Below are 20072 nucleotides of genomic sequence, written 5' to 3'. Positions count from 1 at the left end.
GATTATTCCGGCATAGCTCAGTTGGTAGAGCATCTGACTGTTAATCAGGGTGTCGACGGTTCGAGTCCGCCTGCCGGAGTTAGCTTTAAGGATGTTAACCGAGTTGTTAGCATCCTTTTATGCTATAAAGCCAAGCCAATGCCGGCTTAGCTCAGTTGGTAGAGCGGCGGTATCGTAAACCGTAGGTCAGGTGTTCGACTCACCTAGCCGGCATTATGGAATACGCCTTAATGTTAAAGTTAAGGCGTTTTTTTCATATATAGTCCCAAGTTTATAGCCTTAAGTATTATTTTGATTAGGCGAGAATTATGGAGGAAATAAAATTGAATACACAAGAAAAAGATACAGCTTTTCTTGGTCAACCGCGTGGTTTGATGACCCTGTTCTTCACAGAAATGTGGGAACGGTTCAGTTACTACGGGATGCGTGCGATATTAATTTATTACATGTATTACGCAGTTTCACAAGGTGGACTAGGTTTTAGCCAAGCTACTGCTGCTTCAGTTATGGCCATTTATGGGTCGTTAGTTTATTTAGCTAGTGTCGCTGGTGGTTTTATCAGTGATCGTATTTTAGGTAGTCGGAAGACCGTTTTCTATGGCGGGGTTTTAATCATGTTTGGGCACATTGCTCTTTCATTGCCATTCGGTAGCGCGGCATTACTTGTGTCAATTGCGCTAATCGTTATCGGTACAGGGATGTTGAAACCTAACGTTTCTGAAATGGTCGGTTCGCTTTACTCTGTAGAGGATACCAGACGGGACGCAGGTTTTAGTATTTTCGTTTTTGGTATTAATTTGGGCGCGTTGCTGGCTCCGCTAATTGTTTCGTGGGTTGGTTTCCAAATCAGTTTCCACGCAGGCTTCTCGTTGGCTGCAATTGGAATGTTCTTCGGACTGGTGCAATATTATCTTGATGGTAAAAAATACTTAAATAAGGATAGTCTCTATCCTTCAGATCCAATTCAACCAGAAGAAGTTAAGAAGTTTAGCTTACGCGTACTTATCGGCGTGGTAGTGCTCGCCTTAATCTTGTTGGTAATGTTCATTGCCAACGTGCTTACAATCGATAACGTTGTTTTATTAATTAGTATTGTGGCTATTATTACGCCGGTGGTTTACTTCATTTTAATGTTCACTAGCAACAAGGTTTCTAAAGGTGAACGTTCCCGTTTGTGGGCTTATGTACCACTCTTTATCGCCGCAACCTTATTCTGGGCAATTGAAGAACAAGGTTCAGTTGTATTGGCATTGTTTGCTGCAGATCGTACCCAATTGCATTATGGATGGATTAACATCACGCCAGCTAACTTCCAATCGTTGAACCCGTTGTTCATCATGTTATACACCCCGATCTTTGCTTGGTTATGGACTAAATTAGGTAAAAAACAACCTTCGTCACCGAAGAAGTTTACCTATGGGTTAGTATTTACCGGGATTTCATATCTCTTCATCGCGTTACCAGGCTTGATGTTTGGTACTGATGGAAAAGTTAACGCCCTTTGGCTAGTGGGTAGCTGGGCAATCGTTGAAATTGGGGAAATGTTGATTTCACCAATTGGATTATCCGTAACTACCAAATTAGCTCCCGCAGCGTTTGCTTCACAAATGATGAGTATGTGGTTCTTGGCAGATGCCGCTGGACAAGCGATTAACGCACAGCTGGTTAAGCTTTATCCTGGTCACGAAGTTAGCTACTTCATTTGGACCGGAATCATTACGATTATCTTTGCGGTTGCTTTATGGTTACTTTCACCATGGATCAGCAAGAAGATGCAAGGGATTCGTTAATAAAATTTGAATTTACAAGATGAACTAGGTTATGCTTAGTTCATCTTTTTTATTTAGGATAAGTCAAACGAGTAGGGGCGAACGTTTTGAGAGTAGCAATGACTAGTGACAATCATTTGGACATTAATAAGGTTGATATTGAGCAAACGTTGGCAACGCAAGCACAATACCTTAAAGACAATCACGTGGGAATTTATTTAATTGCGGGAGACTTATTTAATAAGTTCAACCGTAGTAAGGAATACGTGGAAAAATTACAGCGCCGCTTGCCACGGACCAAGGTGTTCTTTATTGCGGGAAATCATGATATGTTAAATGACATTGATTACGCTGGGTTAGAAAAGCTGCAACACCCGCAGTACCTGCACAACCAATTTTATGACGTTCCGGGAACCAAATGGCGCATCATTGGAAATAACGGCTGGTATGATTATAGTTTTGCGGATAACGTAGATAAAACTCCTGAGCAATTTTGGCGGTGGAAAAAAACTTTTTGGGTAGATACAGCGATTGAGCAGCCAATCTCCGACATTGAACGGATGGATCGCGTACTGCAGCAAACGGAACGACAACTTCAAGCAACCCAATCTAAGTCAGTACTTTTTATGACCCATTTTGCAGTGCGCCACGAATACATTCGCTACACTGATGACTACCGCTTTTGGAACATGGCGAACGGGATGATGGGGAGCCGCCGAATGGAAAAGTTATTAGCAAAATACCAGCCAAAAATTATTTTATCCGGACACCTACATTTTCACTATAAACCTCTTGCAACAGCTGGCGGGATATATTATAATAATTCAGTCGGATATCATAAGAGACGAATCAACGAGTGGAATTCGGATAATTTTATTACTGAATGGACTCAGCGATTACTTATAATTGATCTTGAATAAATTTAAAAAAAGTTTCAAAAAAAGCTTGCAAAATTCTTCAAGATTAGTTATTATAATTAAGTCGGATAGATAAGACGACAACTTATATGGAAGGGTAGCGAAGTCTGGCTAAACGCGGCGGACTGTAAATCCGCTCCTTCGGGTTCGGTGGTTCGAATCCACTCCCTTCCACCATATTGGGCTATAGCCAAGTGGTAAGGCAACGGGTTTTGATCCCGTGATGCGCTGGTTCGAACCCAGCTAGCCCAATCAGTTAAACTCCATGTCGATGACGTGGAGTTTTTTTGTGCGTTCATTTATGGCTAAATTGTCTGTAAAAGTGGTTATCTAGTTGATAAGCATTCTTTAATTAGAAGACTAAGTAGTTATCGTAAATTTGATTTTTTTTGCGGATCTTAGAAAACGATTTCACAAAATACCCGTTAGTATTATAATGAAGGTGGAGCAACTAGTCTTTTAATGTAGTAAGGAGGCAATTAAAATGCGTGCAGCGGTAGTTAGGAATCAAAGTGATGGGTACGTTGATATTGTAGAAAAGCAATTACGGCCGCTTAGGGACAATGAAGCCTTAGTTGACGTAGAATACTGTGGGGTATGCCATACGGACCTCCACGTGGCAAATGGTGACTTTGGTGAACAACCTGGACGGGTGATTGGTCACGAAGGAATTGGCATTGTTCGCGAAATTGGTGCTGACGTGCACAGCTTAAAGGTGGGAGACCGGGTTTCCATCGCCTGGTTCTTTGAAGGCTGCGGGCATTGCGAATATTGTACTACTGGACGAGAGACTTTCTGTCGGGAAGCTAAAAATGCCGGATACACGGTTGACGGAGCGATGGCAGAACAGGCAATCGTCGTGGCGGATTACACGGTGAAAGTGCCGGACAATCTGGATCTGGTGGCGGCAAGTTCAATTACTTGTGCCGGCGTAACTACTTATAAAGCAATCAAGGAATCTAAAATTCGTCCTGGAGAATGGTTGACGGTGTTTGGCGCTGGTGGATTAGGTAATCTGGCAATTCAGTACGCTAAGAATGTGTTTAACGCTAAATTAGCGGTGGTAGACATTAATGATGATAAATTGGCGCTGGCCCAAAAGCTGGGTGCGGATTTGGTAATCAATTCTAGCAAAGAAGATCCGGCGAAGATAATTCAGGAACGGTGCGGCGGAGCACAGGCGGCGGTAGTGACCGCGGTAGCTAAGGCAGCCTTTAACGCAGCGGTCGATTGTCTAAAAGCAGGCGGCGTTTTAGTTGCCGTAGCTCTACCCGTAGACACGATGGATTTATCAATTCCGCGAGTTGTATTAGACGGTATTCAAGTAATTGGTTCCTTAGTCGGCACCCGGAATGACTTGGCGGAAGCCTTCCAGTTTGCAGCGGATGGCCAAGTTAAACCTATTGTTCAAACTCGGCGTTTGGATGAAGTGAATGACATCATCGATGAAATGCGGGCTGGACAAATTGAAGGCCGGATGGTTGTGGACATGCATAAATAAGGATGACGGACACGTAACTTTAAATACGGGAGTGTCCCAAAATGCCTGATAGACATTAAGCAGTGGTAAGACCAGCTTTTAAGGACCCGTAAGGATGAAAAATCAAGGCTGATTGAAAAAGTCGGCTAGTTTTTGAGTATTAACTGAAATTCGACCATTATGCCTGAATTTGGCATAACGGTCGTTTTTAGGTTGTGCGGAGCATAATGGCTTTGAACTTTATAAAAACCGGCGCTCTAGAATGATTTTTTTCTCAGTTTCAGTCACGTTTTTAGCGGCATCATGATACTTTGGCAAGGGCGTTGGATTTGCTTGAGAAGTATTAAACCTTCATAAAATATTACATAATTCCCGGGGATTTAATGATAAAATTAAAATAATTAACAGAAAAGCGGGGGAATACAAATGAAACTTGGATTTATTGGCGTTGGAAACATGGCCAAGGCAATTATTAGCGGATTAGTAAAGAAAGATGTCGCTGGTAAAGATATTTTGGTCCACAGCGCTCACCCACAAAACTACGAAACTTTTGCAAAACAATCCGGACTAACCGCAGTATCAGATAATACGGCGGTAGCCCAACAGGCAGACGTAATTATTTTGGCAGTTAAGCCCACGGTGATTAAGCGGGTTGCTGAAGAAATTCAACCGGTACTAACTGAAGAAAAGTTGGTGGTTTCAATTGCTTCTGGCGTTAGTTTAGCGGACTTACAAACGGTTTTAGGCATGGCTCAACCGATTTTGCGAGTAATGCCAAACGTAAACGTTGAAATTGCGCAAGGAATGACAGCAGTCAAAGCCACGGGCGACCTTAACGCAGCTCCGTACCAAGCGGGGGTTGAGTTATTTGCTCGGATCGGAAAAACTATGGAAGTTGCCGAAAATGACTTTCCGATTTTTGCGGCACTTGCGGGGAGCGCACCAGCATACGCTTACCTATTTATTGACGCGCTTTCCCGAGCAGGCGTTAAGTACGGATTGACTAAAGCTAACGCCACCAAGATTGCTGCGCAAATGGTACAAGGCAGTGCGCAAATGGTGCTCAATAGTGATGAAGTGCCTTACGCATTGATTGATAAAGTTTCTTCTCCAGGCGGGACGACCGTCGCAGGTTTATTAGCAATGGAAGAAGCTGGATTTAGCCCAGCCGTAGTTAAGGGAATCGACGCAACCGTGGCAAAAGAAAACGGTTAAGGTAATCTTGTTTTTTGGTCTATACCGATATATAATGAAGCTAGATTAACTTAGAGGAGGAAAATTCATGAGTACAGTTTTACGACATGCGACAATTTATACGGGCCTCGAAAAGATTGAAGACGGCTACATTCGGTTTGGTAAGACCATCGAAGCAGTTGGGCCAATGAGTGAATATAAGGCACAGGGTGACGACGAAGTTTATTACGCAGGGGGCAAGATTATTGTTCCAGGGTTCATTGACGTACATACCCACGGAGGTTACGGCTTTGATGCGATGGATGGCGATCCAGAACAAATCAACGAAATGGTAAACCAAGCGGTAGTCAACGAAGGAGTTACCAGCTTCTTTTGTACCACAATGACTCAATCCAACGAAAACATTGAAAAATCAATGCGCGGAGTGGCCAAGGCTGCGGAAGAAAATCCTGTTATCCAAGGGGTTCATTTGGAAGGTCCCTTCATTTCAGCGAAGTACAAGGGAGCTCAACCAGAAGAGTACATTAAGGACCCGGACGCAGCATTACTTGGCAAATGGAACGAACTTTCAGGCGGTCGGGTAAAATTGATTACGATCGCCCCTGAACACGCAGGCTCCGATGCATTTGAAGCATACTGCTTGGATCATGGAATTGTTCCTTCAGTAGGACATTCCAACGCTACCCGTGCACAATTGCTAAATAGCACGGTTACCCATGCAACTCACTTATACAATGCTCAACGTGAATTTAAGCATCGTGAACCAGGAGTTACCGGCCACGTAATGTTGGAAGACAACATCTATGCTGAATTAATTTGCGACGGTTTCCACATCGTTCCTGACATGCTCAAACTGGCTTATGAAGTTAAGGGACCAGAACGCATTGAATTGGTTACTGACTCAATGCGTGCCAAGGGAATTGCCGAAGGAGAAAGTGAACTTGGCGGACAAAAAGTTTACGTAAAGGACAAGCAAGCTCGTCTAGCTGACGGAACGCTAGCAGGTTCAGTGCTATCTTTTGATGATGCTTTCCGGAACGCCATGAAGTTCTTTGGTTGCGGAATTGCGGAAGCTGTCCAAATGAGTTCGGTAAACCAAGCTCGTGAATTTGGCTTAGATTCTAAAGGAACCTTAGAAGTTGGCAAGGACGCTGATTTAAACGTCTTTGACGGCGACCTTAACAAGTTAGAAACTTACAGCTACGGCAAAAAGTTTGCTAAGGAAGATTAATAGTTAAAAACAAGTAGGAGTACAATCATGAATTCACCGGTATATATTCAGATTCATAATGAAATCAAAAAGGCAATTGAAGCAGGAAAATGGAAAGTTGGTGAGCGGATTCCCGCCGAACGGGAACTGTCAAACCATTTTAAAGTTAGCCGAATGACTTTACGCCAAGCGATTTCAACTTTGGTTGATGAAGGGATTTTAGAACGTAAGGTGGGTTCGGGGACGTACGTTGCTAGTCAAAAGGTCCAAGAAAAAGTTTCTGGAGTAACCAGCTTTACGGAATTGACGGAAGCCCAGGGTAAGAAACCATCGAGCAAGACAATTTCCTACCATACTAGTGAGCCATCGTTAAGTGAAATTGAAAAATTAAAGTTAGCGGATGGAGATTTAGTACTCCGAATGGAACGGATCCGGTATGCGGATGGGGTACCGATCTGTTACGAAACGGCGACCATCCCAGAAAAGTTAGTTACTAACTTTAGTAAATCCGAAGTAACCAAGTCGTTGTACAACACTTTGGAAGAGCGTGCGGGACTGGTAATTGGTCGTGCTGAGCAAACCGTATCGGCGATGTTAGCTTCCGAAAAGGTTGCCGAATACCTTGACGTTAAGCGGGGCGCAGCGATTTTACGCCTTCATCAGGTTTCGTACGCCCAAGATGGTACGCCGTTTGAATACGTACGAACGCAATACGTAGGAGAACGGTTTGAATTCTATTTAAATCGGTAAATAATTGGTGAGGAATTGAGAAGGGGGTTACCCCTTAATTCCAAAGACATAAAAACGAGGATTAGGTTCTTTTTAAGAACGCTAACCCTCGTTTTTTTGTGTTCATCGTTATTTGCGGTTGGCCCACCACGCTTTAATCATAAAGATTGGAAGCACGATTTGGCGTTTGATCCGGCGGGGATCACTGATTAAACGGTATAGCCACTCTAGGTTATGCTTTTGCCAAAATTCGGGAGCACGCTTGACTTCTCCAGCAAAGACGTCAAAACTGCCCCCAATGCCCATCCAAATTGCGGGAGAGAGGTGCCGATACTTTTGGATTAACTCCTCTTGTTTGGGGAAGCCGGTGGCTACAAAAACCATTTCCGGCTGGGTTTGCTCAATTTCAGTTTGGATGGGAGCAAAATCGGTAAAATACCCATCATGATGGCCAGCGACTTCCACGTGGGGATATTGGCGGTTAACTTTGGCAATTACTTGAGCAATCACGGCCGGTTTGCTTCCCAAAAAGTAGATTCGCGAATGGTGTGCGTCTCCCCAACGCAAAAGTTCTTCAAAAAGTTCGTAGCCGGTTACGCGTTCGGGCAGCGGATGGGCGGTATGCTGGGTTGCTTTCACGACGCCAATCCCATCGGCCACTAAATAATCGGCTTGGTGAATAATTTGGGCGTAAGCGGGATGTTTTTTAGCGTACATAATAATTTCTGGATTAGCGGTCACCACAAAGCGGTTTTGGTGGGCCACTAGGTCGGTATGTAATTGTTCTAAGAATTGGGCCTTGGTCGTTTGTAAAAAATTGAATCCCAAGACGTTGGCAGTTGAAAACTTCATATATAAAGGTTCTCCTCACGATAAAATTGCGGTTTGGCGCAAAAATGATAAAATTAAAGCAATTGTATTTTATGTCCACCAGTAAAATTTATACTTTAAAAAATAAAGAGTAGGAGCATAATCATCATGGTACAAGAATATCCAGATGACACATTAACTTTACACACAGACGCTTATCAAATCAACATGATTCAAACTTATTGGCAAAAGGGAATTCACAATCAAAAGGCAATTTTTGAAGTTTTCTTCCGTAAAATGCCTTTTGACAATGGATACGCAGTTTTTGCCGGATTAGAACGGGTAATTGACTATATCGAAAACCTTCACTTTTCGGCGAGTGATATCGAATATCTTCGCGAAGTGGGCGGCTATCCGGATGATTTTCTGGAATTTTTAAAGAATTTCCATTTCCGGGGGACCATCCGCTCGGCAGTGGAAGGCGACCTAGTTTTTAATAACGAACCAATCTTACAAGTCGAAGGACCACTGGCCGATTGTCAACTGGTGGAAACGGCAATTTTAAACGTGGTCAATTACCAAACCTTAATTGCAACCAAGGCGGCGCGGATTAAATCCGTAGTTGGCTCAGACAAGCTTTTAGAATTCGGAACGCGCCGTGCCCAAGAATTTGACGCAGCAATTTGGGGAACCCGGGCGGCTTACATCGGCGGTTTTGACGCAACTAGTAACGTACGGGCTGGGAAGAAGTTTGGGATTCCAATTAGCGGAACTCACGCTCACGCAATGGTGCAATATTACATGAACGACTACGATGCGTTTAAGGCGTACGCAACCACTCATCACGATTGTGTCTTTTTGGTGGACACCTTTGACACACTCAAAAGCGGGGTGCCTAACGCAATTCGGGTGGCTAAAGAAATGGGCGACCGGATCAATTTCCTTGGGGTACGGATCGATAGTGGTGACATGGCTTACCTGTCTAAACGAGTTCGCGAACAGTTGGATGAAGCGGGTTATCCAAACGCTAAAATTTACGCTTCCAACGATTTGGACGAAAAGACCATCCAAAACTTAAAGATGCAGGGAGCTAAAATTGAAGTTTGGGGTGTGGGAACCAAATTAATTACCGCTTATGACCAACCGGCGTTAGGAGCCGTTTATAAGATGGTTTCCATTGAACGGGACGGAAAGATGGTCGACACCATCAAATTGTCTAACAATGCTGAAAAAGTTTCTACACCAGGCAAAAAGCAAGTTTGGCGAATTTCTCGGCGGGCAGATGGTAAATCAGAAGGAGATTACATTACGCTTTGGGATGAAGACCCTCGTGAAAAGGATTCGCTATACATGTTCCACCCCAACTATACGTACATCAATAAGACGGTGACCGATTTTGAAGCTCGACCGTTATTACAAACCATTTTTAAGGACGGCAAGTTAGTTTATGATCGCCCATCCTTAGCGGAAATCAAAGAATTTTCTCGGCAAAGTTTGGATTCCTTGTGGGATGAATACAAACGTGATTTAAATCCACAAGACTATCCGGTGGATCTTTCACAAGAATGTTACGATCACAAGGTATCCATCATTAAGCGGGTCCGGGATTACGTAAATCAGCTTAAATTTTAATCATTGGGGGGCGTAAAAAATGCGCAAAATGCAACAAGAAATTATTGAAGCTTTACGGGTTCAACCAACAATTGACCCAGAAAAAGAAATTCGACGCAGCGTTGATTTTATGAAACGCTACCTGAAAAGCGTTCCTAGTTTACGTTCGCTAGTCCTTGGCATTTCCGGCGGGCAAGATTCTACCTTAGCCGGAGCGTTGGCACAGATGGCAATTCGGGAACTTCGGGAAGAAACTGGCAATGCCGATTACCAATTTATTGCGGTCCGCCTACCTTATGGGGTTCAAGCTGACGAATCGGATGCGATGAAGGCAATTGAATTTATGCAAGCGGACCGGGTGGTACGAATTGACATCAAACCAGCCGCGGACGCCATGGTAGCCGCTATTGAAGCAACCGGAGTTCAGGTATCCGATTTTAACAAGGGAAACATTAAGGCCCGGCAACGAATGATTGCCCAATACGGCATCGCGGGTGAAACCGCGGGAATCGTGGTGGGAACCGACCACGCGGCCGAATCGGTGACCGGATTTTATACAAAATTCGGGGATGGCGGCGCGGACATCGTTCCGCTATGGCGCTTGAATAAGCGGCAGGGTAAGGCAATGCTTAAAGCGTTAAACGCGCCCGTTGAGCTTTACGAAAAGGTGCCTACGGCGGACTTAGAAGATGAACGTCCAGCATTACCGGATGAGGTTGCGTTAGGCGTGACTTACCAAGACATTGATGATTATCTAGAAGGTAAGGAAGTTAGCGACTCAGCGGCCGAAAAAATTGAAGGTTGGTACCAACGGACCGCCCATAAACGTGCTTTGCCGTATACCGTTTTTGATAAATAAATTGTTAAGTTCAAGGCTCGTCACTTGTAAAGGGAAATTAATTTCCGGTATAATGTGTTTAAACATGAGGGAGTAACTTGCAGCTTAGCTGTGGTAATGTCATCAGCAAGAAAAAATCTGGTATTACCTTAAATTAGTGAGACTCATGTGTGTCGAGAAGTAGTTTTCGACGCACATGGGTCTTTTTTTAAACTTTAAGATCCCAAATTAAATGGAGGAAAGAGAATGAAGGCAAGTAAGTTAAAGGATTGGCAGCGGACCGTTGAAGATACCGCTGCTAAGCAAGATACCCGGTTGGCTGGGCTCACGGCTGCCGAAGCACAACGACGGTTGGAAAAATATGGCCACAATGAACTAGCAACTAAGGGTAAAACGACTTTGTTACAAAAGTTTTTGGCCCAGTTTAAAGATTTGATGATCATTGTGCTGCTCGTGGCCGCCTTAATCTCAGTGTTTGTGGGCGAAGGAGTCGACGCCTTGATTATCTTGCTGGTGGTGGTGTTAAACGCAATCTTTGGCGTTTTTCAGGAATCTAAGGCAGAAGAAGCTATTGATGCATTAAAAAGTTTGGCAGCTCCGCAAGCCAAGGTCGAAAGGGACGGCCAAATTCAGCAAATCCAGAGTACCGAATTGGTGCCAGGAGACGTGGTCATTTTAGAAGCTGGAGACGTGGTGCCGGCCGATTTACGGCTGGTAGAGTCAGCGTCGATGCAAATTGAAGAGTCGGCGTTAACGGGGGAATCGGTTCCGGTGAATAAACAAACGGCGGCCCTAGATGACGAACAGCTTCCCTTAGGCGACCGCACCAACCTCGCCTTTATGAATAGTAACGTTACTTTTGGCCGCGGAAAGGGAATTGTCATTCATACGGGAATGGCGACCGAAGTAGGAAAAATTGCCCGGTTAATTAACGACGCTGATGAAACCATTACTCCTTTACAACGTAATTTAACCAAGCTAAGTAAAACGTTGACTTGGTTAATTTTGGCCATTGCGGTGGTGGTGTTTGCGGTCGGTATGTTACGGGGGCAAGAAAGCTTAATCGACATGTTGTTAACCGCAATTTCGCTTGCGGTGGCGGCCATCCCGGAAGGTTTACCGGCAATTGTTACGATTACCCTAGCCTTGGGAACCCAGCGGATGGTTAAACGTCACGCAATTATTCGAAAACTCCCGGCGGTGGAAACCTTAGGGAGTACGCAAATCATTGCTTCGGATAAAACGGGAACCCTTACCCAAAATAAAATGACGGTTGAAAAACTTTTTGTGGATAACCAGCTAATGGATGCCGCAGCGGTCACCCCTGATTTTCAATCCAAGTTATTTGACCTGATGATTTTAAACAACGACACGAAAAAAATTGACGAGGAGTTGGTGGGGGATCCTACCGAAACGGCCTTGATTGCGTTTAATGACCAACGGGGATACTCTAGTGCTGCGGTAATTGACCAATACCAACGGGTCGCTGAAGTACCGTTTGATTCGGAACGAAAGCTAATGTCCACGGTCAATGCGTTACCGGACGGGAAGTATTTGATTACCGTTAAGGGAGCACCAGATGAACTTTTGAAACGAACCACCAAGTACGTAATGCCAGGTGCCGAATTGCCAATGGACGAGGCTGAAGAGCGCCGGATTCAGGCCGTGAACCATGATTTAGCGTTGCAAGCAATCCGGGTGTTGGGCTTTGCGTACCGGATCGTTGATGCGGTTCCTGAAGAGCTGACTAGTGCGGCAGTGGAAAACGACTTGATTTTTGCAGGACTAGTGGGGATGATTGATCCGGAACGGCCCGAAGTGGCGCAAGCCATTCAAGAAGCCCACGATGCGGGTATTCAAACCCTGATGATTACTGGTGACCACCGCGATACCGCGGGAGCAATTGCTAAACGACTAGGGATGATTACCGATGCCGAAGCGGACACGGCGGTGGTGACTGGTGCAGAACTCGATCAGCAAACTGATGAACAACTAGCGGATCACGTAGCAAATTACCGAGTTTACGCCCGGGTGGCTCCTGAACATAAGGTCCGGATTGTCGACGCTTGGCAAAAGAAGGGGAAAGTGGTGGCGATGACCGGGGACGGTGTAAATGACGCCCCCTCCTTAAAACAAGCGGATATTGGAGTGGCAATGGGAATTACCGGAACCGAAGTTTCTAAGGGTGCTAGTGACATGGTGCTGGCCGACGACAACTTTGCTACCATCGTGGACGCGGTTGAAGAAGGACGTAAAGTATTTGCCAACATTCAAAAGGCGATTCAGTACCTCTTATCAGCTAACCTTGGGGAAGTTTTAACCCTTTTCGTGATGACGATGATGGGCTGGCAAATTTTGGCACCGGTGCACATCCTGTGGATAAACTTGGTGACCGACACTTTGCCTGCCATTGCCTTGGGACTTGAACCCGCAGAAAAAAACGTGATGCAACAGCCACCACGTGATAAAAAATCTAGTTTCTTATCGGGAGGCGTTGCGGGTAACGTAATCTACCAGGGAATTTTGGAAGGGGCCATCACCCTATTTGTTTATGCAATGGCGCTAGCTTTCCCTGACCATTCCGGGAGCGCACAGATTCATGCCGATGCCTTAACCATGGCCTTTGCAACGTTAGGTTTAATCCAGCTTTTCCACGCCTTTAATTCGAAGTCGATTCACGGATCAATTTTCCAAGCAACCACTTGGAAAAATAAATTCTTTAATTGGGCGATCCTCATCGCGTTTGCTTTATTAGCAATTACGATTGTGGTGCCGGGCTTTAACGACCTTTTCCACGTTAGCCACCTAAACTTACACCAGTGGTTAATCGTAATTGGAGCATCTTTATCGATGATTGTAATCGTAGAAGTGGTAAAATTAATTCAACGAACTTTAAAGAAACCACGAGGAAATTAAGATGAAGGTAAGTATTCAAGCGTACGCGAACACCATTTCAAGATTGACCGAGAAATTAGAAGAAATTGGTTCTAGCGTGGATCCGTTCTTTCAAGAATTAAAGAAGGCGGGTCAATTAGGTACGGTGGACGAAATGGATCAAAGCCGGTTAAAAGAAATTAAAAAACAATTTCAAGTGGCAACCGACCAGTACCGGGCACTAGAAAAGATGGTTTGGAATGCTAAGGTGCCAGCTAAATTAATTGGTAAACATCAGTTATTGAAACGTTACCTAAGGGAATATGCTAATCAATGCCAAAAAATGGTTGATGCAGTAGATGACCAAACCAAAAAGCTGGATGAGGTAGCCTTTCAAGAGTCCGAACATGCCCAGGAAGCTGCAATGGGCCAAATGACCAAAGCGTTGACTAAAATTATGAGCAGTTTGATGGGATAGATCATTACTTCTCATACTAGTCATTTAGCTAGTGAAATAGGAGAGGTTTAAAAGGAGGCTGGGAAAAATTTCCTGGCCTCTTATCTTGTACAAAAAGTTTTAACAAAGTGGGGTTTAAATTTGGAAGCAGAGATTTTAGCTTTAGTGGAAAAACAATTGACCGCTTACCGACCGCAACAAATTCGCGCGACGTTGGAGATGCTCGATGAGGGAAATACGGTGCCGTTCATTGCGCGCTATCGTAAGGAACGCACCCATAGTCTTGACGAAGTACAAATTCGTGAAATCCAGGCGGCGTACCACCAAACGGAAACGTTAGAAAAGCGGAAGACGGAAGTTTTAAAGCAGATTGAAGAACAAGGCAAATTAACTACTGGATTAAAACAGCAAATCAAGCAGGCAACCACCTTAACTGCGGTGGAAGATTTATATTTGCCGTACAAACAAAAGCGGCGCACAAAAGCGACGATTGCCAAAGAAGCGGGACTAGAACCGTTAGCGGCGTGGGTTTTAACTTTCCCCCAACAAGGACTACGAGAACGCTTGGCGGCTGCCGTTAATCCCGAAGTGAAGTTAAATACTATCGAAGACGTAGAGTCCGGGGTTCACGAAATTTTGGCCGAAGCCTTTGGCGAACAGGCGGAAATCCGGACGTGGATTCGTAAATACACCCAGCATAATGGCGCGTTAGTTAGCGAAGTTAAACGGCAGGGCAAGGAACTAGATGAAAACGGCGTTTACGCGATTTACTATGATTTCCAAGCGCCACTTGCTCAGTTAGCGCCTCACCAAGTGTTGGCAATTAACCGGGGAGAAAAGGAAAAGGTCCTCCGGGCTAAGGTTGCGGTGGAAGAAGCGGGCATTGAGCGCTATTTAAACTTTCGTTTGGTACAAAAGCATCGAGGCCCGGCGGTGGCGCTGGTGCAAGCAGCCTATCGGGACGCCTATAAACGGTTTATTGGGCCAGCAATTGAACGAGAAATGCGTGCGGAATTGACTTCCATGGCGGAGCACCGTGCAATTAAAGTTTTTGGAGAAAATTTATACCATTTGCTGATGCAAGCACCGCTCAAAGGCAAAGTGGTCCTCGGGTTTGACCCTGCTTACCGTACCGGTTGTAAACTAGCCGTAATTGATGAAAACGGGAAGTTCTTAGATAAACTGGTGATTTATCCGCACCGTCCGGCTCCTCAAGCAAAGCGAGCCGCGGCTGCTAAGCAATTAAAAGACTTCATTGAAAAATACCATGTGGAAATGATTGCGATTGGAAACGGGACCGCTAGCCGGGAATCCGAAGAATTTGTGGCTCAAGTCATCAAAACAATTGCGCGACCAGTTTACTACGTAATCGTCAACGAGGCCGGAGCTTCCGTATACTCAGCTAGTCCGGCTGCTCGTGCAGCGTTTCCTGATTTACAAGTGGAAGAGCGCAGCGCAATTAGCATTGGCCGGCGTTTACAAGATCCGTTAGCAGAGTTGATCAAAATCGATCCCCAAGCGGTGGGAGTCGGCCAATACCAACACGACGTTGCCCAAAAAGATTTGCGTGAACAGTTGGACCACGTGGTGGAAACCGCGGTTAACCAGGTGGGGGTCAATTTAAATACCGCCAGTCCAGAGCTACTGACCCACATTTCGGGGCTAACTAAAACGACGGCGCAAAACATCGTTAGGTTTCGGGAAGCCAACGGAAGCTACCGAACTCGCCAAGCAATTAAATCAGTGCCGCGACTAGGGCCTAAAGCATACGAACAGTCGATTGGATTTTTACGAATTGTGGATGGAGACGATGAGCTTGATAATACGGGAATTCATCCAGAAAGTTACCCGGTGGTTAAAGCCCTAATGAAGAGGCTGGGATTAAACCTGCATGACTTAGGGACCCCCGCTTTCAACCAAACGTTGCAACAGGTTAAGAGCGCACAATTGGCAGCTCAGCTGCAGGTCGGAGAAGAAACGCTTCACGACATCCTTGAAGAATTGCAAAAACCGGGGCGCGATTTGCGGGATGAAATGCCTGCACCATTATTACGCTCCGACGTCTTAACTTTAGAGGACCTCCAACCAGGGATGCAGCTGCAAGGAACCGTCCGGAACGTCATCGATTTTGGCGCGTTTGTCGATATCGGCGTTAAACAAGACGGTTTGGTACACATTTCTAAGCTTAAAAAAGGCTTCGTCAAACATCCTAGTGACGTAGTGGCGGTGGGGGACATCGTTACCGTTTGGGTGGAAAGCGTGGATACCAAGCGAAGTCGGATCCAGCTCACCATGATTCCGGCTGAGGAACAATGACTGACTTAGAGCTAACTCAGTTAACGCGTCGACTGGCTAAACAATTCTTTAACCAAGCTTATCCTTACGAAGCGCGGTTTAACCGCCGCTTAAGAACGACGGGCGGTCGCTATTTTTTAGCGGACCATCACATTGAAATTAATCCCCTTATGCTAAGCGAATTTGACGAGGAAACCTTAGTAGGCGTAATTAAACATGAACTAGTTCACTACTGGTTGCACGTGCATCATGAAAAACCAGATCACCGTAACCCGCATTTTAAGGAGTTGCTGCAGCGGACGGGCGGTTTACGCTACGCACCAGTGACGTCTAAGCGTCGGACTACTACAACGGGGCGATTAGTATACCAGTGTAAAAAATGTGGTCAGCTTTACCATCGCCAACGCCGAATCAACGTGCGACGCTACGTTTGTGGACGTTGCGGGGGGCGCTTGGGGTTAAAACACTAATAAAAATATTTTTATAAAAAACACTTGCTAGCTAATGGTGGTTTTGCTATTATTATCTAGTAAGGTTTTTTGCGGCCATGGCGGAATTGGCAGACGCGCAGGATTAAGGATCCTGTCCGAATTTACTCGGGTGGAGGTTCGAACCCTCTTGGCCGCATTGTGCTACTGATTGGGGAAGGAGCCGTGATTCAACTAGGTTGGATCGCGGCTCTTTTTTTGTCAAAACCTAACCTGATCTGCGGCAAGCTATTGATACACTTGATACACTAATCAATACAGTTTAGTGTATCAAAATAGTGTATTAACAAAAATGCTTGAATTCGCTTACGTTAGGCTTAGTGTATTTTGGCACGGTATTTGCTTATATACTTAATGGAAGCTAAACATACTGTGTTAGCGGTGTGTTGGTCCTACTGATTACCATTTGGTGGCGGTAGATCGACAGCTGGCCACAATTTTATTACAAATTTAACCTTTTTGGGACGTTGTGAAAACGCTTTTGGGATGGTTAAGGAGTTTTGAAATTGAAAAGGCTGTCAGGAATTTATTTTAACTAGTTGCAGGTTTAGAACTTATTTTATTTTTTCAACTGTAACAAATAGAAAATGGGAGGTATACAGACAAATGGTAGGAATTATCATTGCTAGTCATGGTGAATTCGCCAAAGGCATTTTGCAATCCGGTTCAATGATCTTCGGTGAACAAGAAGACGTTAAGGCCGTAACCTTAATGCCTAGCGAAGGCCCTGACGATCTCAGAGCAAAACTTCAAGAAGCAATTGCTTCTTTTAGTAACCAAGACCAAGTATTATTCTTAGTCGACCTATGGGGAGGCACTCCATTCAACCAAGTTAACAACTTGTTTGAAGAACACAAGGACAAATGGGCAATCGTTGCTGGTTTGAACTTGCCAATGTTAATTGAAGCATATGCTTCTCGTCTATCGATGGAATCAGCACAAGAAATTGCTGCACACATCATTGACACAGCAAAAGAAGGGGTTAAGGTTCGTCCTGAAGAACTTCAACCTAAGGAAGCTCCAAAGGCTGCTGAAGCAGCTGCACCGGTTAACACAGGTAAACCAGGCCACTTTGATTACGTGTTAGCACGAATCGATACTCGTTTACTTCATGGTCAAGTTGCTACTTCATGGACGAAGACTACTAACCCGGATCGGATTATCGTTGTTTCTGACAATGTTGCTAAAGATAACTTACGTTCATCAATGATCAAGCAAGCTGCTCCAGCTGGCGTTAAAGCCCACGTTGTTCCAATTGAACAAATGATTAAGCTGGCTAAGGACGACAAACACTTCGGTGGTACCCGGGCAATGCTTTTGTTTGAAACCCCTCAAGATGCTTTAAAAGCTATCGAAGGCGGTGTTCCAATTAAGACTTTGAACGTTGGCTCAATGGCTCATTCAGCTGGAAAAGTTCAACCAAATACTGTATTGGCATTTGACCAAAATGATATTGACACTTACAAGAAGTTGGAAAACATGGGCGTTCAAATGGACGTGCGGAAGGTTCCTTCTGATTCAAGAGATAATCTAGATGCAATTATGAAGAAGGCTCAAGATGAGCTTAATAAACAAAAAAATAACTAAAAAACGGAGGATTAATAATCATGGCATTGAATGCAATTCAAATGATTTTAGTCGTTATCGTGTCATTCCTAGCTGGTGTGGAAGGTATTTTGGACCAATTTCATTTCCATCAACCAGTAATCGCATGTACGCTAATCGGCTTAGTAACTGGTAATTTAGTACCTTGCCTTATTTTAGGTGGTTCACTTCAAATGATCGCTCTTGGATGGGCTAACGTTGGGGCTGCGGTTGCTCCTGATGCTGCTTTAGCTTCTGTAGCTTCTGCTATTATTTTAGTTTTAGGTGGTCAAGGTAAAGCAGGTGTTTCATCAGCGATTGCTTTAGCGGTTCCGTTGGCTGTAGCCGGACTTTTATTGACAATCATTGCGCGTACATTGGCAACCTTGATTGTCCACATTATGGATAAAGCTGCTAAAGAAGGTAGCTTTGCTAAATTGGAATTGTGGCACTACATTGCGATTGTTATGCAAGGTTTGCGGATTGCAATTCCTGCAGCATTGATCTTAGCAATCGGTGCTGGTCCTGTACGTGGATTACTTTCCACTATGCCAGCTTGGTTAACTGATGGTCTATCAATCGGTGGTGGAATGGTTGTTGCCGTTGGTTACGCGATGGTTATCAACATGATGGCTACTAAAGAAGTTTGGCCATTCTTCGCACTTGGATTTGTTTTAGCAACTGTTCAAGATTTAACATTAATCGCTTTAGGTACAATTGGTATCTCACTTGCTTTGATTTACTTAACCCTTTCTAAGATGGGCGGTTCAAGCAACGGTGGTAACTCAGGTACTGGTGACCCACTCGGCGACATTATCGATAAATACTAGAAGGAGGCCAACATAAAATGCAAGAAAAAGTTCAATTAACTAAAAAAGATCGTATTCACGTTTGGTTACGTTCCACATTCCTGCAAGGTTCATGGAACTACGAACGGATGCAAAATGGTGGTTGGGCATACACTTTGATCCCAGCCCTCAAGAAGTTATATAAGACTAAAGAAGACCGTGCTGCAGCTTTGACTCGTCACTTGGAATTCTTTAATACTCACCCATATTTAGCTGCTCCAATCCTTGGGGTTACAATGTCACTTGAAGAAGATCGTGCTAATGGTGCACCGATTGACGACGTTGCTATCCAAGGTGTTAAGGTTGGTATGATGGGTCCCCTCGCTGGGGTTGGTGACCCGGTATTCTGGTTCACCGTTAAGCCAATTTTAGGTGCTTTGGCAGCTTCATTAGCAATGGGCGGCAGCATTTTAGGGCCAATTCTTTACTTCGTATTGTGGAACGCAATTCGGATGGGCTTTACATGGTATACTCAAGAATTCGGCTACAAAGCTGGTTCCAAGATTACCGAAGATATGTCTGGTAGTTTACTCCAAGACGTTACTAAGGGTGCTTCAATCCTTGGGATGTTTATCTTAGGTTCATTGATTAACCGTTGGGTTGTGGTTAAATTCACACCGGTCGTTTCAACTGTAAAACAAAGTAAGGGAGCTTACATTGACTGGGCAAACTTGCCAAGTGGTGCAAAGGGTATCCAAAAGGCTCTTCAAGAACAAGCGGCTGGTTTGTCACTTACTCGTGAAAAGGTTACTACTTTGCAAGATAACTTGGATCAATTAATTCCAGGTTTAGCAGGATTACTGCTTACATTACTTTGCATGTGGTTGCTTAAGAAGGGCGTTTCACCAATCATCGTTATCTTTGGTTTATTCATTCTTGGTGTTGTGCTTCACTTACTACACGTTATGTAATGCAATGATTTTAACAAAGTCTGGGCAATGGCCTGGGCTTTTTTATTAAGATTTTTT

The 20072-nt window shown here is 44.5% G+C and carries 16 protein-coding genes and 5 tRNA genes; 20 read left to right on the top strand and 1 reads right to left on the bottom strand.

Annotated features, from left to right (window positions below; translation table 11 throughout):
• Nucleotides 1-6 precede the first annotated feature (6 nt).
• The 10 genes from HMPREF0623_RS04930 (at nucleotide 7) to HMPREF0623_RS04885 (ending at nucleotide 7320) form a co-directional block, all read left to right on the top strand.
• Nucleotides 7-79: transfer RNA gene (locus tag HMPREF0623_RS04930), tRNA-Asn, on the top strand.
• 61 nt (nucleotides 80-140) lie between these two features.
• A tRNA-Thr gene (locus HMPREF0623_RS04925) sits at nucleotides 141-213 on the top strand.
• Between the two features lie 110 nt (nucleotides 214-323).
• Nucleotides 324-1790 (top strand): peptide MFS transporter, encoded by a 1467-nt coding sequence (locus HMPREF0623_RS04920; RefSeq protein ID WP_002832402.1) that lies wholly within the window; start codon nucleotides 324-326, stop codon nucleotides 1788-1790.
• Between the two features lie 98 nt (nucleotides 1791-1888).
• On the top strand, nucleotides 1889-2689 hold the full coding sequence (locus tag HMPREF0623_RS04915) for a metallophosphoesterase (RefSeq protein WP_004166152.1): 801 nt from the start codon (nucleotides 1889-1891) through the stop codon (nucleotides 2687-2689).
• Between the two features lie 88 nt (nucleotides 2690-2777).
• A tRNA-Tyr gene (locus tag HMPREF0623_RS04910) sits at nucleotides 2778-2863 on the top strand.
• Nucleotides 2864-2866: 3 nt separating this feature from the next.
• A tRNA-Gln gene (locus HMPREF0623_RS04905) sits at nucleotides 2867-2938 on the top strand.
• Nucleotides 2939-3170: 232 nt separating this feature from the next.
• Entirely contained in the window at nucleotides 3171-4187 is a 1017-nt protein-coding gene (gene adhP / locus HMPREF0623_RS04900) for an alcohol dehydrogenase AdhP (RefSeq protein WP_004166151.1), read from the top strand.
• Nucleotides 4188-4592: 405 nt separating this feature from the next.
• A complete protein-coding gene (proC, locus tag HMPREF0623_RS04895; RefSeq protein WP_004166150.1) occupies nucleotides 4593-5381 on the top strand; it encodes a pyrroline-5-carboxylate reductase in 789 nt (262 codons plus the stop codon).
• Nucleotides 5382-5448: 67 nt separating this feature from the next.
• The gene (nagA, locus tag HMPREF0623_RS04890) at nucleotides 5449-6591 is read left to right on the top strand and encodes an N-acetylglucosamine-6-phosphate deacetylase (protein ID WP_002832397.1); all 1143 of its coding nucleotides are present in this window, start codon (nucleotides 5449-5451) and stop codon (nucleotides 6589-6591) included.
• A 27-nt stretch (nucleotides 6592-6618) separates the two neighbouring features.
• Nucleotides 6619-7320 (top strand): GntR family transcriptional regulator, encoded by a 702-nt coding sequence (locus HMPREF0623_RS04885; protein WP_002832395.1) that lies wholly within the window; start codon nucleotides 6619-6621, stop codon nucleotides 7318-7320.
• A 108-nt stretch (nucleotides 7321-7428) separates the two neighbouring features.
• On the opposite strand, the gene HMPREF0623_RS04880 is transcribed toward HMPREF0623_RS04885, so the two are convergent.
• Complete coding sequence (locus HMPREF0623_RS04880; RefSeq protein WP_004166149.1) at nucleotides 7429-8151, bottom strand: WecB/TagA/CpsF family glycosyltransferase; 723 nt, start codon at nucleotides 8149-8151, stop codon at nucleotides 7429-7431.
• A 126-nt stretch (nucleotides 8152-8277) separates the two neighbouring features.
• Here HMPREF0623_RS04880 and HMPREF0623_RS04875 point away from each other — a divergent pair, with 126 nt between their 5' ends.
• The 10 genes from HMPREF0623_RS04875 to HMPREF0623_RS04830 all read left to right on the top strand — a co-directional run bounded on the left by HMPREF0623_RS04875 (nucleotide 8278) and on the right by HMPREF0623_RS04830 (nucleotide 20015).
• Nucleotides 8278-9741, top strand: a complete 1464-nt coding sequence (locus HMPREF0623_RS04875; RefSeq protein WP_002832393.1) for a nicotinate phosphoribosyltransferase — start codon at nucleotides 8278-8280, stop codon at nucleotides 9739-9741.
• A 19-nt stretch (nucleotides 9742-9760) separates the two neighbouring features.
• The gene (nadE, locus tag HMPREF0623_RS04870) at nucleotides 9761-10579 is read left to right on the top strand and encodes an ammonia-dependent NAD(+) synthetase (RefSeq protein ID WP_004166148.1); all 819 of its coding nucleotides are present in this window, start codon (nucleotides 9761-9763) and stop codon (nucleotides 10577-10579) included.
• Nucleotides 10580-10804: 225 nt separating this feature from the next.
• Nucleotides 10805-13474 carry a cation-translocating P-type ATPase gene (locus tag HMPREF0623_RS04865; RefSeq protein WP_004166147.1) on the top strand — a complete coding sequence of 890 codons (2670 nt, stop codon included), beginning with the start codon at nucleotides 10805-10807 and terminating at the stop codon, nucleotides 13472-13474.
• A 1-nt stretch (nucleotide 13475) separates the two neighbouring features.
• Nucleotides 13476-13910 (top strand): hypothetical protein, encoded by a 435-nt coding sequence (locus HMPREF0623_RS04860; protein ID WP_002832390.1) that lies wholly within the window; start codon nucleotides 13476-13478, stop codon nucleotides 13908-13910.
• Between the two features lie 120 nt (nucleotides 13911-14030).
• On the top strand, nucleotides 14031-16205 hold the full coding sequence (locus HMPREF0623_RS04855; RefSeq protein ID WP_004166146.1) for a Tex family protein: 2175 nt from the start codon (nucleotides 14031-14033) through the stop codon (nucleotides 16203-16205).
• On the top strand, nucleotides 16202-16654 hold the full coding sequence (locus tag HMPREF0623_RS04850) for a SprT family protein (protein WP_004166144.1): 453 nt from the start codon (nucleotides 16202-16204) through the stop codon (nucleotides 16652-16654). Before HMPREF0623_RS04855 ends, HMPREF0623_RS04850 begins: the two co-directional genes overlap by 4 nt.
• Before the next feature lie 71 nt (nucleotides 16655-16725).
• Nucleotides 16726-16811: transfer RNA gene (locus HMPREF0623_RS04845), tRNA-Leu, on the top strand.
• Between the two features lie 467 nt (nucleotides 16812-17278).
• Nucleotides 17279-18259: a mannose/fructose/sorbose PTS transporter subunit IIA gene (locus tag HMPREF0623_RS04840; protein ID WP_002832386.1), complete on the top strand. Its 981-nt coding sequence runs from the start codon at nucleotides 17279-17281 to the stop codon at nucleotides 18257-18259.
• A gap of 20 nt (nucleotides 18260-18279) precedes the next feature.
• Entirely contained in the window at nucleotides 18280-19086 is an 807-nt protein-coding gene (locus tag HMPREF0623_RS04835) for a PTS mannose/fructose/sorbose transporter subunit IIC (RefSeq protein ID WP_002832385.1), read from the top strand.
• 17 nt (nucleotides 19087-19103) lie between these two features.
• Nucleotides 19104-20015 (top strand): PTS system mannose/fructose/sorbose family transporter subunit IID, encoded by a 912-nt coding sequence (locus tag HMPREF0623_RS04830; RefSeq protein ID WP_002832384.1) that lies wholly within the window; start codon nucleotides 19104-19106, stop codon nucleotides 20013-20015.
• Nucleotides 20016-20072 lie beyond the last annotated feature (57 nt).

Source organism: Pediococcus acidilactici DSM 20284, from assembly GCF_000146325.1.
GTDB lineage: Bacteria > Bacillota > Bacilli > Lactobacillales > Lactobacillaceae > Pediococcus > Pediococcus acidilactici.
The sequence above is the reverse complement of the archived record's forward strand: the minus strand, read 5'-3'. Positions and strand labels throughout refer to the sequence as shown.

Coding starts and splice junctions, on each gene's coding strand:
- HMPREF0623_RS04915 (WP_004166152.1), top strand. CDS start 1,889: ATGACTAGTGACAATCATTTGGACATTAATAAGGTTGATATTGAGCAA.
- adhP (WP_004166151.1), top strand. CDS start 3,171: ATGCGTGCAGCGGTAGTTAGGAATCAAAGTGATGGGTACGTTGATATT.
- proC (WP_004166150.1), top strand. CDS start 4,593: ATGAAACTTGGATTTATTGGCGTTGGAAACATGGCCAAGGCAATTATT.
- nagA (WP_002832397.1), top strand. CDS start 5,449: ATGAGTACAGTTTTACGACATGCGACAATTTATACGGGCCTCGAAAAG.
- HMPREF0623_RS04885 (WP_002832395.1), top strand. CDS start 6,619: ATGAATTCACCGGTATATATTCAGATTCATAATGAAATCAAAAAGGCA.
- HMPREF0623_RS04880 (WP_004166149.1), bottom strand. CDS start 8,151: ATGAAGTTTTCAACTGCCAACGTCTTGGGATTCAATTTTTTACAAACG.
- HMPREF0623_RS04875 (WP_002832393.1), top strand. CDS start 8,278: ATGGTACAAGAATATCCAGATGACACATTAACTTTACACACAGACGCT.
- nadE (WP_004166148.1), top strand. CDS start 9,761: ATGCGCAAAATGCAACAAGAAATTATTGAAGCTTTACGGGTTCAACCA.
- HMPREF0623_RS04865 (WP_004166147.1), top strand. CDS start 10,805: ATGAAGGCAAGTAAGTTAAAGGATTGGCAGCGGACCGTTGAAGATACC.
- HMPREF0623_RS04860 (WP_002832390.1), top strand. CDS start 13,476: ATGAAGGTAAGTATTCAAGCGTACGCGAACACCATTTCAAGATTGACC.
- HMPREF0623_RS04850 (WP_004166144.1), top strand. CDS start 16,202: ATGACTGACTTAGAGCTAACTCAGTTAACGCGTCGACTGGCTAAACAA.
- HMPREF0623_RS04840 (WP_002832386.1), top strand. CDS start 17,279: ATGGTAGGAATTATCATTGCTAGTCATGGTGAATTCGCCAAAGGCATT.
- HMPREF0623_RS04835 (WP_002832385.1), top strand. CDS start 18,280: ATGGCATTGAATGCAATTCAAATGATTTTAGTCGTTATCGTGTCATTC.
- HMPREF0623_RS04830 (WP_002832384.1), top strand. CDS start 19,104: ATGCAAGAAAAAGTTCAATTAACTAAAAAAGATCGTATTCACGTTTGG.